Source organism: Microcystis sp. LE19-84.1B, from assembly GCF_027531875.1.
Lineage (GTDB): Bacteria > Cyanobacteriota > Cyanobacteriia > Cyanobacteriales > Microcystaceae > Microcystis > Microcystis panniformis.
The window spans coordinates 1-15094 of sequence record NZ_JAPZSR010000288.1 but is presented as its reverse complement, the minus strand read 5'-3'; the positions used below and the strand labels follow the sequence as shown (position 1 = coordinate 15094).

Genomic DNA, 15094 nt, shown 5'->3' with positions numbered 1-15094 from the left:
TGATGCTTCAGTTATTTCGGTTTTAGAAGAGATGTTAAAAGCCGCACTTATAGTAAATTCTTTTGAGGAGTGTAGGAAGTCTTTTAGTATCATCATAAATAAGTAGTGTGGGTAATACCTACCTTACTTAGTAAACTGTTTTAAATCATCGACAATATGATGACTTTATCCCCTGAATTGCAGGAAAGCTTAGAGAGTAAAATTAAACAATTTGAGGAGGAAAGAACCATGTCTTTAGTAATATGGAGTTACGAGGGATAGAACGTGGTAAGGAAATTGGCAAGGAAATTGGAGCGTTAGAAAATAGCTGCGATGACATAAAAACAGTTTTAACTGTGCGGTTTGAACAGATTTCTTCAGAAATTGAAGAGATGATTGACAAAATCACTAACCTTACTCTCTTAAAAGAGCTACTAAAATTAGCAGCTACTGCTAATTCTCTCGCAGAATTTAAGCAGTCTTTGGCAAGAATATAATAAGAACATCTTACCGTAGGGCGATGCACTGCCCACCAATTCACCTTAAAACCCTCAGCCAAAAAACAATATCCAGAAAACGGGTTTCTCGAAGAAACCCGTTTTCTGGACTTGTGTTACCGCTTCAGCTAAAACAAAAAACGTTTCACCAGCGCGCAATAGCTGGTAAATATCCTCATGGGTTACAGGTTCACCCATAGACTGACATCGAAAACAAAACACCCCAGGAGAGCGAGAGAGCAAAAACGAGGGAAATATTAAGAATTATGTAAAAAACTTGACAAATGGGCAAAAGTACAGTAAGCAAAACCGAGGACTAAGCCAACCGGTGGATAGGATGCACAATTAGTATTCAGATCTTGATTCGGTAGGGCCGGCACGCAAATTAATATCCACAACCATAGATAAAAGGTTATATAAATCTAACTAATCATTGACTTGAGTAATTGGTATTTTACAAATCGCTGAAAGCAAGTCACCATAGGAATTAAGCAAATGCAGTTCCGAATCAAATCCTGTGGGAGATAGAAATTATGGTTGCTTTAATCACCCCAAAACCCGCTAAAACCAGCCGTTTAACCACACAAGTCCAAGAAATCGCCGAAAATACTTTTACCTTGCGCTGTTTGGATTGGGATCGCGATCGTTTTGATATCGAATTTGGTTTAGAAAACGGTACCACTTATAACTCTTTTATTATTCAAGGGGAAAAAACCGCCCTAATTGACACATCTCACCGCAAATTCGATCGCCTTTATCTGGATGAATTAACTAAACTAATCAACATCAATCATCTTGATTATTTAATTATCAGTCACACCGAACCCGACCACAGTGGTTTAGTCAAAGAGGTTTTGGAATTAGTCCCAGAAGTTACCGTGGTGGGGGCAAAAGTTGCCATGCAATTCCTCGAAAACATGGTACACAGACCCTTTAAACAGTTAATCGTTAAAAGTGGTGATACTTTAGATTTAGGTAATGGCCATGTCTTAGAATTTGTTGCAGCCCCTAATCTTCATTGGCCCGATACTATCTTCACTTTTGATGCTAAAACTGCCACCCTTTTTACCTGTGATGCCTTCGGAATGCACTTTTGTGATGATCAAACCTACGATCGAGAAAAAGACCTGCTAGAAGCCGATTTTCAAACCTATTATGACTGTCTGATGCGACCGAACGCTCGTTCAGTTTTAGGGGCAATTAAAAGAATCGAGAAATTTGAGATTAATCTCATTGCCACCGGTCACGGTCCCCTATTAAAACACCATATTTCTGATTGGGTGGGACGCTATCAAACTTGGAGTCAAGAACAAACTTCTGCTGATACTTTAGTGGCTGTATTCTTTACCCAAGATTACGGACAAAGCGAACATTTAGCTACTATGATCAGTCAGGGTTTGACCAAAAATGATGTGGTGACAGAATTAGTCGATATGAATAATGCTGATCCCCACGAAGTCAGAGAATTAATCAATCAATCGAAGGGAGTTGTCATCGGAATGCCTCCCCAATCTTCCCCGATTAACCAGACAATTTTAAGCACGATTCTTGCTTCAATTAATGGCAAACAAGCGGTAGGATTATTTGAGTCAGGAGGTGGGGAAGATGAACCAATTTTTCCCTTAAGAAATAAATTACAGGAGATCGGAGCGATCGAAGCTTTTCCTCCTCTTTTAGTTAAAGACAATTCCCATCAATCCCTCGATTTGATTGCCGATGAAGCAGGAACCGACCTCGGCCAATGGTTAAGCCGAGAAAAAACGATTAAACAAATTAAGTCGATTAACAACGACTTAGAAAAAGCTTTAGGTCGTATTAGCACTGGATTATACCTAATTACTTCCCAAAAAGCCGATTTATCTAGTGCCATGGTTGCCTCTTGGGTGACACAAGCAAGTTTAAATCCTTTAGGTGTGGCGATTGCAGTGGCCAAAGATCGGGCAATGGTATCCTTTTTACAGCCTAGCGATACCTTTGTTTTAAATGTTTTAGCTGAGGATAATTATCAGAAATTAATGAAACATTTCCTCAAGCGTTTCTCTCCCGGTGCCAATCGTTTTGAAGGCATTAAAACCTATACTGCTAATAATGGATCACCAATTTTAGCCGATGCCTTAGCTTACATAGAATGTCAAGTCACCAGTCGTTTAGATTGCGGCGATCATTGGGTAGTTTATTGTACCGTTAATACCGGACGAGTTGCTCGTTTAGATACCTTAACTGCTGTCCATCATCGCAAAGTTGGCAACCATTATTAACAGTTATCAGTTATCAGTTATCAGTTATCAGTTATCAGTTATCAGTTATCAGGAGGCAGGAGATTATTTTTATTTATTCTTCCCATCACCCTACTTCCCCACTTTCCTAACACCAAATTCTATCAATCTTAGGAGCAATAAAATGTACGAACCAATTAAAAAACCTTCCCCAATGATGGTGAGAGTAGTACAAGTGTTAGAAATGATTCAAGATTTAATTGTCATTTCTCTCTGTATCGGTTTATTTAGCTTCATGGTGTTAGAAGTCAGAGAAATGTTTATGTCTCTGCTGCCACCGATTCAATTTCGGATTATTACCGCCGATATTTTATTCCTCTTAATTCTAGTAGAATTGTTCCGATTGTTGATTATTTATTTGCAAGAAAAACGAGTTTCTATCGGTGTTGCCGTGGAAGTTTCTATCGTCTCGGTTTTGCGAGAATTAATTGTCAGAGGAGTCCTAGAAACTAATTGGACACAAGTATTAGCTGCCTGTGCTTTTCTAATAGTTCTCGGTACATTAATGGTGTTAAGAGTTTGGCTTCCTCCCACCTTTGAAGGTATCGATCCTGAACAAAAAGTTTCTGAACGTTATCGTCAACATTTAGTTAAAGAATTAACTGAAATAAACAGCAAAATTTAGTCAGTTATCAGTTATCAGTTATCAGTTATCAGTTATCAGTTAGAAGGGGATAGGGAAATGGGGGAATAGGGTAATGGGGAGATAGAGTAATTTCCACTAAAACTCTAAAACCTCACTCCCCCCACACCCCACACCCCACACCCCACCTGCCCCCCCGATGTCGGGGGGGTTGGGGGGGTCACACCCAACACCCAACACCCAACTTAACAATTATGAGCACTACTACCTTAATTTCCAATCCTGCTATTAATAATCGCTCTCGCGATGTTCAAACCGCAGAAATTGCCGATAAAACTTGGGTTTTTCGCTCCCGTACTTGGGACAGATTAAAATTTGAAATAGAATATGCTCGTCAACGGGGAACCACCGCTAATTCCTATCTTATCTGTGGCGATAAAACCGCCTTAATCGATCCCCCTGGAGAATCCTTCACCGAAATTTATTTAGAAGAAATTCGTCAATATATCTCCTTACATCGTCTCGATTATCTGATTCTCAGTCACGTTAATCCCAACCGTATCGTCACTTTAAAGGCCTTATTAGCCGCCACCCATCAAATCACCATCCTCTGTTCTAAATCTGCCGTCAATACCCTTAAAAATGCCTTTCCCGATGCCCAAATTTTGGGCATACGAAGCGATGAAATCCTTGATTTAGGGCAAGGTCATCAACTAAGTTTTATTAATGTCCCTACGCCGCGCTGGCCTGATGGTATCTGCACTTTTGACCAAAAAACCCAAATTTTATACAGCGATAAATTCTTTAGTGTACATCTGTGCAGTGACGCTCTTTGGGATAAAAATTGGAAACAATTAGACGCGGATCGTCGTTATTATTTTGATTGTCTCCATGCCGTGCAATCCAAAGCGGTAGAAACAGCCCTCGACAAAATTAAAGAATTTCCCGCCCAATATTATGCACCCGCCCACGGTCCGATAATTCGTCATAGTCTTAGTCGTCTTGCCCACGATTATCGTTATTGGTGTCAAGAACAAAAAACTCGACCTCTACAAGTGGCTTTATTATATGCTTCTGCCTACGGAAATACTGCCACCCTGGCCCGCTCGATCGAACGAGGATTATTAGAAAATGATCTGGCCGTAGAATCAATAAATTGTGAGTTTGCCACCCCCGCCGAAATTAGTCAAGCGATCGAAAATTGTGACGGATTTATTATCGGTTCTCCCACCTTAGCCGGTCACGCTCCTACCCAGATTCAAACCGCTTTAGGAATCGTTCTTTCCACGGCAGCAAAAACTAAATTAGCCGGGGTTTTTGGTTCCTACGGTTGGAGTGGGGAAGCTGTCGATTTAATTGAAACTAAACTCAAAGATGCCAATTATCGCCTCGGTTTTGAATCCTTGCGCGTGCGTTTTAACCCCACAGAAAGCAGTTTACAAGCTGGTTATTTAGCCGGAGAAACCTTCGCCCGGACCTTGAAAAAAACCAAAAAATTGCGGGTTCCCCAACAGGGAATGACCGAAACACAAATCGATCGCACTGCCCAGGCCGTTGGCCGGATCGTCGGTTCCCTCTCTGTTCTCACCACTCGCCAGGGCGAGGATCATGCTGGTTTCTTGACCTCTTGGGTATCCCAAGCCAGTTTTAACCCCCCGGGGCTAATTATCGCCGTTGCTGACGAACAAGCCGCCGATCGCCTAATTAACTCGGGAACCGCTTTTACCTTGAATATTCTCAAGGAAGGGCGCAATTTACGCCGTCATTTTTCCAATCGCATCAAATCTGGCGGTGATGTCTTTACGGGATTAGAAACCCAAGTCGGGGAAAATGGCTGTCTGATTTTAAGCGAAAGTCTCGCCTATCTAGAGTGTACGGTCAAAGAGCGACAACTCTGCGGCGATCGCTGGTTAGTCTATGCCACCGTCGAGCGGGGTCAAGTTTTGGATAGTAACGGTGTCACCGCCATCGGTCATCGCAAATCCGGCGGTCAGTATTAAAACCGGACTAGCGGGGTCAAGCTCCTGACTTTCCCCGTGTGGTCTGCCTAGATTTCTGGGAAAGATAGGTTATGTTATTATCCAAGGTTGTCCGACCGGGCCATTTTGTCTTTGTTTCCGTATGAAAAAATTGCCGCTAATCCTATCGGTGGGGAGTGTCGCTTTATTGTTGGTGGGATGTCCAGCTTCTAACCAAGCTAATCAATCCCCACCACCCAGCCAAGAAACCCCCACCCCCTCTCCCAGTCCCCCGGCTGCCCAACCACCAGCCTTTAGCGGTGCTGTACAACCAGCTACCGAACCAACCCCCCTAAGGGTAGCGGGATTGATTCCTGCTACCGATCCCGACCAAAAACGCGCAGAAATTAATCGCGGTCGCAGCGATCCCTTTGCTCCCTTTCCCCTACAACCAAATATTACAATTACAGTGGCGGAAAAACCCCCGGCTGGGACTCTGGCGGCCACCACAGCCAGACCCGCACCCGCAGCAATGGGCAATCGTCCCACCCCCAGACGACCGATAGTGAAAGCACCGCCACCACCACCGCAACCGACGGAAGCGGAAGAAGTGCAAGTATCGGGCATCGTCCAGTTACCTACCACTCCTATGGCGATCGTGAAAGCCCCCGGAGAAGCCACGGAACGTCGAGTTATTCCCGGTTCTACCCTCTCTAATGGTTTAATTTTAGTTAAAGCGATCAACACCGATCCCGATAACCCCTATATTGTCCTACAACAACGCGGTCAAACTATTACCCGTCGTTTAGGGGATGGTGCACCCGAACCCGCCGCACCGCAAGCCTCGATCAGCTATAATATTTCCGAATCAGGAGAATAAAACCCGTGCGATCGATTGCTATTCAACAAAAACAAACCATTATTTATCCGCGAATGCCCTTGGCTATCTATCGAGAATTAGCCAGCCATTTACAACAGGTTCAGGGTGTGGAAACCCATCTCACTCCCCAGCAGTTCCAACAATTCGATTATCACCAAAGTCAGATCGGTAGTTTGGAAATTAACTATACCGAGACTTTTCAGGAAAGCGATCGCGCTCTGATCACGACAATTCTCGATTATTATGCCCAACGTCACGGCTCCTATCAGCTTTCCTAAGCTTTCTTTCCTCACCTTTTCCCCGATTACCGACTTTCTTCTTAAAAACTAAAAGTATTTTATAGGATTTATCTTAATGCTTGGGATGATGCCAAATCCCGTCACACTTCATCTAAACTTAAGTAGGGTTTGCGGCAAAAAGTACGGGCGAAGCATTCGGATAGAAAATCTACGGTTTCACCGATAGGTTATTGCCCGAATGCTTCGCCCCTACAGGACGTAGGGTTCATTCATGAATCAACCCTACCTTTTATAAAAATTAAAATCTTTCTGATTTTAATCCACCGACGACCAGAGGTAATCACTGATAACTGATAACCGATAACTGATAACTGATAACTGATAACTGATAACTGATAACTGAAATGACCCTACCCAATTCCCTAGAAGAAACAATCCTGCAAGCGAAAGCCGCCACCCAACTGGCTATAGAATCGGGTGCTAGACGCGTACAAGTGGAATTAGTTATCCCAGAAATTGCTCTACAAGCGCAAGCTTTAGCCCTTGATTTTACCTCTCTTTTTGACAGTTATGGTTCTGGTTTAAGGGTAATTTTTCCCGATACCGGGGCCGCCATGTTAGCTCGACGGGATTGGGGAGAAACAGTTTTTCAACTGGGAGATTTAGGTAGTCGTTTTATTCCCATCGAAAACAAAATTAAGCCCGAAGATGAAGCTTTTTTAGTTGTTTGTCCCTCCTCGGTGGAGATTAATTCCGTAGAAAAACTCTGTTACCTTGCCGAAGATCGCCCCGTGGTTCTTCTAATTCCTCAATTAGAAGATGTATCGGTGGTGGGTATCGGTTACGCAGCCCGACAATTGCGAGAAAGATTTTTAAGTACCCTAGAAAGTTGTTATTATTTTCGTCCCTTGGAATCAGCGATTGTGTATCGCTCCTATCCTTCCTTGTGGCAAGTTTGGCTAGAAAAAGAAGACGGTTACGAGTTAATTTCCGAACAATCCACTAAACCCATGGGCGAAGCTTTAGAAAATCTGATTCTGAAAGCTTCTAGTAATAATCCTAAGGATAGTTCTAATCCTGCTAACAAAGCCAAAAAGTCGGGTTTATTTGCCACTATGGGACGCTTCTTAAAAGCATTGCAACAGTGACATACTCCCCCCGTCAAGCTACGCTGTGACGGGGAATTCTTTCCACATTGCTGTTAGAAATTCCTCGCTTCGACAGATTGACCTCGATTGCAACTTTTGTTCTTCTATTTTAACCGATTATTTGGCAATGCTATAATAAAATTATACCATTTTTCTTTATTTGTAGCAGGCATAACCGGGTGCATCTCCTATTGGTGAGCAGCAGAAGTTGTTCAAAGAGGGCGAATGCAATTCGCCCCTACAATAATATGATGGTGCCAATGGTAGGGGCGCACTGCGTGCGCCCGAAATATCTAGATATTTCGACAAAATTGAGATGCACTAGGCATAACCATCTCTGTCATTACTTTTGAAAAATGGTATTAATCGGTAGTTTCCTAGAGGTAAACTTTTATGATCGTCAATAAGCGAGAACTCAAACAAACCTTAAATCGGGTGTACTTAAAAATTAAGCCTGATACTGAAACAATTCAGGTTTTTCAAGCTAATTTAACGCGCTTGTTGGAGCAATGTGACAGCAAAAAGTCCGAAGAGTTTAATAAAAATTTGCTGATAGATTTTTTAAAAAATACCTATTATACCGATCGCTATTTTATCAATACAAAAGAGCGCATCGATCTGGTGATTCATAATAACCAGGATGTTAAAAGTCCAGTGGGGGTCATTTTTGAGACGAAGAAACCTACTCGGACAATAAATGCAGAAATGCCAAGACTGGATAATCTTAATACTAAGGCTTTTCAGCAGTTAATTTTATATTTTCTCCGCGAAAGGGTGACGGATAAAAATCTTGAGATTAAACACTTGATCGTGACAAATATTTATGAGTGGTTTATTTTTGATGGCAAGATTTTTGAGGAGTTGTTTTTTGCTAATAAGGCTCTAGTTAACCAGTTTTGCGATTTTGAAGCAGGGAGACTGAGTAATACAAAAACGGATTTTTTCTATCAACAAATTGCCGAACCAGCGATCGCTAAAGTTATTGAGCAAATTAAGTTTACTCATTTTGATCTGCGAGAACTGGAAAATTTAGATCTGCTTGATATTTACAAGATTCTTGCGCCAGAGCATTTACTTAAGTTACCTTTTGTTAATGACAGTAATACTTTAAATAAGCCTTTTTATAATGAGCTTTTGTATATTATTGGTTTGACGGAAATTAAGGAAAAAGGGAAGAAGTTAATCGGACAAATGAAAGCAGGCGATCGCTGTGATGGTTCCCTGATTGAAAATGCGATTAGTCGGTTGGATAGTTTAGATAAAATTGCACAATTAAAAAATCCTGAAGAGTTTGGAACTACGGATGAAGAACGGCTTTTTAATGTGGCGTTGCGGTTATCAATTAATTGGATTAATCGGGTTTTATTTCTCAAACTACTGGAAGCGCAGTTAATTAAATATCATCAAGGCGATCGAGATTTTGCCTTTCTCAATTTGGCGAAAGTTCCCAGTTATGATGATCTCGATAGTTTGTTTTTTGATGTGTTAGCCAAGGAGACAAATAAGCGCGAGGCTAAGGTTAAAACGACTTTTGCTCATGTACCTTATTTAAATAGTTCGTTATTTGAGCCAACGGAGACGGAACAGCAAACGATTTTTATTGGCAATTTGCGGGAGCGAACTTTACCCATTTTTGCGGGTACGGTGCTAAAAGATAATCAGGGTAATAAGCGAGTAGGTGAGTTAAATGCGTTGGCTTATTTATTTGAGTTTTTGGATGCTTATAAATTCGATCGAGATGAGTTAGAAAATCCTCAAGAAGATAGCGAAAAGTTAATTAATGCTTCGGTATTAGGGTTAATTTTTGAAAAGATTAATGGTTATAAGGACGGTTCTTTTTATACACCGAGTTTTATTACCATGTATATGTGTCGGGAAACGATACGACGAGCGATTGTACAGAAGTTTAATGAAGTAAAAGGCTGGAATTGTCAAACTTTAGATGATTTATATGAACGAATTGAGGATAAAAGAGAGGCGAATACTATTATTAATAGCCTGAAGATTTGTGATCCGGCGGTGGGTTCGGGACATTTTTTAGTTTCGGCTTTGAATGAGATAATCGCGATTAAGAGTGAGTTACGGGTTTTATTAGATAGTTCGGGTAAGTCGCTAAAAGATTATCGAGTGGAAGTGCGAAATGATAAGTTACTGGTTTACGATGATGAAGGAAATTTATTTGCTTATCATCCCCATAATAAAGAAAAGCAACGGGTACAGCAAGCCTTATTTCACGAGAAACAGACGATTATCGAAGGGTGTTTATTTGGGGTGGATATTAACCCTAATTCTGTGACGATTTGTCGCTTGCGGTTATGGATTGAGCTTCTAAAGAATGCTTATTATCGGGAGGATGGCAACTTGGAAACTTTGCCAAATATTGATATTAATATCAAGTGTGGTAATTCTTTGATTAGTCGGTTTGCTTTGGATGTGGATGTTAAACAGGTTTTACAGAAGCAGAAGTTTAGTATTGAGCAATATCGCAATGCTGTACAGACTTATCGCAACGCAGAAACTAAGGGACAAAAGCGGGAGATGGAAACGCTGATTGCTAAGATTAAGGCTGGGTTTAGTGCTAATTTATTAATTGGTAATCCTAAGAAGGTGAAGTTACGTCAATTACAAGGGGAACTTTATAATCTGGAAAATCAGGGTTTATTGTTTGAGGAGACTAAGACGGAGCAAAAAGCGCGGGAGAAAAAAGTTACTAAGTTAAATAATGAGATTGATAAGCTAACTGCTGAAATCGCAGATATTGAAAGCGGTAGGCTGTATGATAATGCTTTAGAATGGCGGTTTGAGTTTCCCGAAGTGTTGAATGATGACGGTGATTTTGTCGGGTTTGATGTTGTCATTGGGAATCCTCCTTATATTCGTCAAGAAGACATTAAGGAATTAAAACCAACTTTACAAAAAACTTATCAATGTTATACGGGTGTTGCTGATTTGTTTGTTTATTTTTATGAATTGGGTTTAAACTTGTTAAAGCCTAAAGGTAATTTAACTTATATTTCCTCTAATAAATATTTTCGCGCAGGTTATGGTGAAAAGTTGCGTCAACTTCTGGGAGATTCAACCACAATTTACAATTTAATTGATTTTGGTGATTTCCCTGTTTTTGAAGAGGCGATAGCTTATCCAAGTATTATCACTTTAAGCAAAAATAAATCTAAAAATAATCAATTACAAGCTTTATCCTGGGATGAAACGAAAAAACAAGATATTGCACGGTTTGCAACAGTATTAGAGCAAGATGGGTTAATAATTGCTCAAGAAAATTTAAAGCCTGATGGTTGGCGTTTAGAGTCTTCGCAAATTTTGGATTTATTAGCTAAGTTGCGTAATGCGGGTCAGCCTTTAGGTGAATATGTAGAAGGTAGATTTTATCGTGGTATTTTAACAGGTTTTAATGAAGCTTTTATAATTGATCGCGCAACCCGCGACAGATTAATTAATGAGCATCCTTCCTCAGAGGACGTTTTGAAGCCATTTTTAAGAGGGAGAGATGTTAAACGATGGCTAGTAAACAATCCTGATTTATGGTTATTATTTATTCCTTGGCACTTTCCACTACATGAAGATAATACTATAGTTGATGCTTCAGTGAAAGCAGAAGAAGCATTTCAAAAACAATATCCTGCTGTTTATAATCACCTTTGCCAGTTTAAAGAACAATTATCAGCTAGAAACAAAGCAGAAACAGGAATCAGATATGAGTGGTATGCTTTACAAAGATATGCTGCTAGTTACTGGCAAGAATTTGAACAACCTAAAATTATTTATCCAGATATAGCAGTTAGTTGTGAATTTGCTTTTGACAATAGTAATTTTCTTCTTGACTGTACATTATTTTTAATTCCATTGAACTCAAAACATTTACTAGGATTTCTTAATTCCAAGATAGCAAAATTTTTTATAAATCAAATTTGTCCTGCTATTAGAGGAGATTTTAAAAGATTTAAGTCTATATATGTCTCACAGATACCTATTATTGATGCAACTGAATCACAACGCACAGCAATAGAAAAACTTGTACAAAAATGTCTTGATGCAAAAAAGAACGATCCTAACGCTGATACAAGCGAATTAGAAAAGCAGATTGATCACTTAGTTTACAAACTCTATCAACTCACCTATAATGAGGTAAAAATCATTGATCCAGAATTTGCCCTAACAGAACAAGAATATCTAGACTTCCCCTAATTTATTCCCTTACCCCCCCGATGTCCTGTAGGGTTGATTCATGAATCAACCCTACTATGAATCAACCCTACCCTTACCCCCCCGATGTCGGGGGGGCAGGGGGGGGTTGCCTTTTGCCTTGTCTCAACAAGCAATTTAAATGCTTGACAGCTTAATTTCCGGCCAACTAGCTACCACCGAGGCCAATTTATCCAAATCCCGACGATCTTCGATAAAGGGAAAAACACCTAAAACCGGACAATTAGTCAAGGATTGAATTAAATTGATCGGTGTTAACTGCTCTATCTCCGTCTCCGTGCGCGGTTCAAGACAATTAAGGATAATTCCGCCTAAATTGACCTTTTTCTGCTCTGCTAGGGCAATATTAGCCACCGTCTGGGAAATCGCTCCCAATTTCACCGGCACCACCAAAAGGGTTTTTAACCGCCATTGAGCCGCTAAATCCGCCACAGTTAGCTCGTGGGTGACAGGACAACCTAAACCCCCTAAACCCTCAATTAAAACCAAATCTTGGCTTTTTTGTAGGTTTAGCAGAGCTTGCCACACCGTCCCCAAAGGAATATCTCGACCTTCCAAATCAGCAGCCACAGGAGGCGCTAAGGGTGCTTGATATTGCAGCGGTGTGATCATTTCTAATTGACCCTGAAATAAACCCTCATACCATTCTCGATCGCCTTGACCCGTTTGCATTAATTTCATCAGCCCCAGGGCCTTGGAGGGATAGTATTTTTGCCAATAAGCCACTAAAGCAGTGGTGACAACGGTTTTACCCGCATCGGTATCCGTAGCCGCAATCAAAAGACTATTCATAAAACTTCCAGGCTCAGTCAAGATCAGGTAAAATCACCAATATTTATCATCTTATCCCCACTTCCCCACTTCCCCATCACCCCACACCCCACACCCCACACCCCACACCCCACACCCCACACCCCACACCCCACACCCCACACCCCACTTCCCCACTTCCCCACACCCCACACCCCACTTCCCCAGATATTGCATGGGTAAGATGCAAAAAGAAAAAAAACTGCAGCCAAAAAGGTGAGATGGAATACACTAAAAGTATAAGGTTATCAATTTTGCTATTTTTCAAGTTGCATCCTAGGCAACAGAATTGCAATTATCCCTCTAGTTAGAAATTGGACGGTTTGCCCTGTGGTTTCATCACTTCCCAAGCCCAATGACTCTTTAACAACGGTTCCCCAGCGTTGTTCTGGTGCTTATGCCTTGATGGACAGTCTCAAACGTCATGGCGTTAAGCACATCTTCGGTTATCCCGGAGGTGCGATCCTGCCCATCTATGACGAACTCTACCGCTTTGAAGAGCGGGGAGAATTACAACATATTTTAGTGCGCCACGAACAAGCGGCCGCCCATGCCGCCGATGCCTACGCTAGGGCCACCGGCAAAGTGGGGGTCTGTTTCGGTACTTCCGGCCCCGGGGCGACCAATTTGGTGACAGGCATCGCTAACGCACACATGGACTCCATCCCGATGGTGATTATCACCGGTCAGGTGAGCCGGGCGGCCATCGGTTCCGATGCTTTCCAAGAAACCGATATTTATGGTATTACTCTCCCGATTGTTAAACATTCCTATGTGGCTAGAAACGCCCGGGAAGTAGCGAGAATCGTCGCTGAAGCCTTCCATATCGCCAGTACAGGACGACCGGGACCGGTTTTAGTCGATATTCCCAAAGATGTCGGTTTAGAACTATGCGATTATATCCCCGTCGAACCGGGAGATGTGAAACTAACCGGCTATCGTCCCACGGTTAAGGGCAATCGCCGTCAAATTGAGGCCGCTTTACACCTCTTGGAAACCGCCGAAAAACCCTTACTTTACGTTGGCGGAGGTGCGATCGCAGCTAATGCCCACGCCCAAATTGCCGAGTTTGCCGAGCGTTTTCAGTTACCCGTCACCACCACGTTAATGGGGATCGGTGCTTTTGATGAACATCATCCCCTCTCGGTGGGAATGTTAGGAATGCACGGCACTGCCTACGCTAATTTTGCCGTGACCGAGTGTGATTTATTAATTGCCGTCGGCGCTCGTTTTGATGACCGAGTAACCGGGAAATTGGACGAATTCGCCTCAAAAGCTAAGGTAATCCATGTGGACATCGACCCCGCCGAAGTGGGCAAAAATCGCGCCCCTGACGTGCCGATTGTCGGGGATGTGCGGGTAGTTTTAGAACAAATACTCCACAAAGCCAGAGAATTTGATTATCCCACCAATCCCGATCGCAGCCAAGCTTGGTTAGCCAAGATCGAGCGCTGGCGGCAAGATTATCCCCTGCAAGTCCCTCGACCGGAAGGCAGACTTTCCCCCCAAGAAGTAATCGTTGAGGTGGGTCGTCAAGCACCCCACGCCTACTATACCACCGATGTGGGCCAGCATCAGATGTGGGCGGCCCAATTCCTCAAAAATGGTCCCCGACGTTGGATTTCTAGCGCGGGATTGGGGACAATGGGTTTCGGTTTACCGGCTGCGATGGGGGTAAAAGTGGCCATTGCCGATGAGGAGGTCATTTGTATTAGTGGTGATTCCAGTTTCCAAATGAATCTACAGGAATTAGCCACCCTAACCCAATTTAATATTCATGCCAAGACGATTATTATTAATAATGGTTGGCAGGGTATGGTACGTCAATGGCAAGAAGCTTTCTATGGGGAACGTTATTCTAATTCCAATATGGAAGTGGGAATGCCGGATGTGGAACTGTTAGCCCAAGCTTACGGCATGAAAGGGATTACTATTCGCCATCGAGAGGAATTAGCCGCAAAAATTGCCGAAATGTTGGCCCATGATGGTCCAGTTTTAGTCAATGCGATCGTTGCTAGAGACGAAAATTGTTATCCCATGGTCGCCCCCGGTCAAAGTAATGCCCGTATGATTGGTTTACCGAAAATTGTCACCAAGGGTTGTGAAATGCTCGATTGTCCCAGTTGCGGTGCGGTTAACAGTTGGAATAATAAATTCTGTCCTGAATGTGGGGCGAAATTGTAGCTGAAAATTGTTAATTAATTAACCAGCCTCCGTTATTCTTAACGGAGGTTTTTGGCTTTTTCTCTACTGTGTGAACATCATAAGTAGGTAGGCGTTAAAAATTATCAGAAACCCCCCTTATCAAGGAAGGATCGGCACCCCCCTTATCAAGGGGGCTCCCCCCGCCAATCGGAACCCCCCTTCGCCAGGGGGGCTGTGGTGATCGAACATAAACTCCATTTTTAAGTAGGTAGGTATTACAAACTGTGAGATCCCCCCGCCTATCGGCACCCCCCTTATCAAGGGGGGCGGGGGGGATCGAACCTAAAATCCATTT

The 15094-nt window shown here is 42.3% G+C and carries 11 protein-coding genes and 1 pseudogene; 9 read left to right on the top strand and 3 right to left on the bottom strand.

The genetic code is table 11. The features are described from left to right. Positions 1–144: 144 nt before the first annotated feature. Positions 145–476: pseudogene (locus tag O9324_RS16530) on the top strand (hypothetical protein); the annotation flags it as partial. A gap of 54 nt (positions 477–530) precedes the next feature. Here the strand turns inward: O9324_RS16530 and O9324_RS16525 are convergent. Continuing rightward, positions 531–674 (bottom strand): hypothetical protein, encoded by a 144-nt coding sequence (locus O9324_RS16525; RefSeq protein ID WP_287633047.1) that lies wholly within the window; start codon positions 672–674, stop codon positions 531–533. Between the two features lie 335 nt (positions 675–1009). Here O9324_RS16525 and O9324_RS16520 point away from each other — a divergent pair, with 335 nt between their 5' ends. From O9324_RS16520 to O9324_RS16490, 7 genes are all read left to right on the top strand, one after another. After that, positions 1010–2734: a diflavin flavoprotein gene (locus tag O9324_RS16520; RefSeq protein WP_288140751.1), complete on the top strand. Its 1725-nt coding sequence runs from the start codon at positions 1010–1012 to the stop codon at positions 2732–2734. A 142-nt stretch (positions 2735–2876) separates the two neighbouring features. Beyond that, positions 2877–3377 carry a phosphate-starvation-inducible PsiE family protein gene (locus O9324_RS16515; RefSeq protein WP_061432370.1) on the top strand — a complete coding sequence of 167 codons (501 nt, stop codon included), beginning with the start codon at positions 2877–2879 and terminating at the stop codon, positions 3375–3377. A 212-nt stretch (positions 3378–3589) separates the two neighbouring features. Next, on the top strand, positions 3590–5335 hold the full coding sequence (locus O9324_RS16510; RefSeq protein WP_288140750.1) for a diflavin flavoprotein: 1746 nt from the start codon (positions 3590–3592) through the stop codon (positions 5333–5335). Between the two features lie 121 nt (positions 5336–5456). Beyond that, on the top strand, positions 5457–6173 hold the full coding sequence (locus tag O9324_RS16505) for a hypothetical protein (RefSeq protein WP_288140749.1): 717 nt from the start codon (positions 5457–5459) through the stop codon (positions 6171–6173). Positions 6174–6178: 5 nt separating this feature from the next. Next, positions 6179–6451 carry a hypothetical protein gene (locus O9324_RS16500; protein WP_002790205.1) on the top strand — a complete coding sequence of 91 codons (273 nt, stop codon included), beginning with the start codon at positions 6179–6181 and terminating at the stop codon, positions 6449–6451. 365 nt (positions 6452–6816) lie between these two features. Beyond that, entirely contained in the window at positions 6817–7560 is a 744-nt protein-coding gene (locus O9324_RS16495) for a DUF1995 family protein (protein ID WP_287630613.1), read from the top strand. A 393-nt stretch (positions 7561–7953) separates the two neighbouring features. After that, the gene (locus tag O9324_RS16490) at positions 7954–11766 is read left to right on the top strand and encodes a class I SAM-dependent DNA methyltransferase (protein WP_288140748.1); all 3813 of its coding nucleotides are present in this window, start codon (positions 7954–7956) and stop codon (positions 11764–11766) included. 135 nt (positions 11767–11901) lie between these two features. On the opposite strand, the gene bioD is transcribed toward O9324_RS16490, so the two are convergent. Continuing rightward, positions 11902–12576: a dethiobiotin synthase gene (gene bioD / locus O9324_RS16485; RefSeq protein ID WP_288140747.1), complete on the bottom strand. Its 675-nt coding sequence runs from the start codon at positions 12574–12576 to the stop codon at positions 11902–11904. Positions 12577–12627: 51 nt separating this feature from the next. Further along, positions 12628–12771, bottom strand: a complete 144-nt coding sequence (locus O9324_RS16480; RefSeq protein WP_288140746.1) for a hypothetical protein — start codon at positions 12769–12771, stop codon at positions 12628–12630. A 153-nt stretch (positions 12772–12924) separates the two neighbouring features. On the opposite strand from O9324_RS16480, the gene ilvB reads away from it, so the two are divergent. Beyond that, positions 12925–14778, top strand: a complete 1854-nt coding sequence (ilvB, locus tag O9324_RS16475) for a biosynthetic-type acetolactate synthase large subunit (protein ID WP_288140745.1) — start codon at positions 12925–12927, stop codon at positions 14776–14778. Positions 14779–15094 lie beyond the last annotated feature (316 nt).

What these genes read in the sequence shown, in the direction of transcription:
- O9324_RS16510 (WP_288140750.1), top strand. Translation starts at nt 3,590, where the DNA reads ATGAGCACTACTACCTTAATTTCCAATCCTGCTATTAATAATCGCTCT.
- O9324_RS16480 (WP_288140746.1), bottom strand. Translation starts at nt 12,771, where the DNA reads ATGCAATATCTGGGGAAGTGGGGTGTGGGGTGTGGGGAAGTGGGGAAG.
- O9324_RS16525 (WP_287633047.1), bottom strand. Translation starts at nt 674, where the DNA reads ATGGGTGAACCTGTAACCCATGAGGATATTTACCAGCTATTGCGCGCT.
- O9324_RS16495 (WP_287630613.1), top strand. Translation starts at nt 6,817, where the DNA reads ATGACCCTACCCAATTCCCTAGAAGAAACAATCCTGCAAGCGAAAGCC.
- O9324_RS16515 (WP_061432370.1), top strand. Translation starts at nt 2,877, where the DNA reads ATGTACGAACCAATTAAAAAACCTTCCCCAATGATGGTGAGAGTAGTA.
- O9324_RS16520 (WP_288140751.1), top strand. Translation starts at nt 1,010, where the DNA reads ATGGTTGCTTTAATCACCCCAAAACCCGCTAAAACCAGCCGTTTAACC.
- bioD (WP_288140747.1), bottom strand. Translation starts at nt 12,576, where the DNA reads ATGAATAGTCTTTTGATTGCGGCTACGGATACCGATGCGGGTAAAACC.
- O9324_RS16505 (WP_288140749.1), top strand. Translation starts at nt 5,457, where the DNA reads ATGAAAAAATTGCCGCTAATCCTATCGGTGGGGAGTGTCGCTTTATTG.
- O9324_RS16490 (WP_288140748.1), top strand. Translation starts at nt 7,954, where the DNA reads ATGATCGTCAATAAGCGAGAACTCAAACAAACCTTAAATCGGGTGTAC.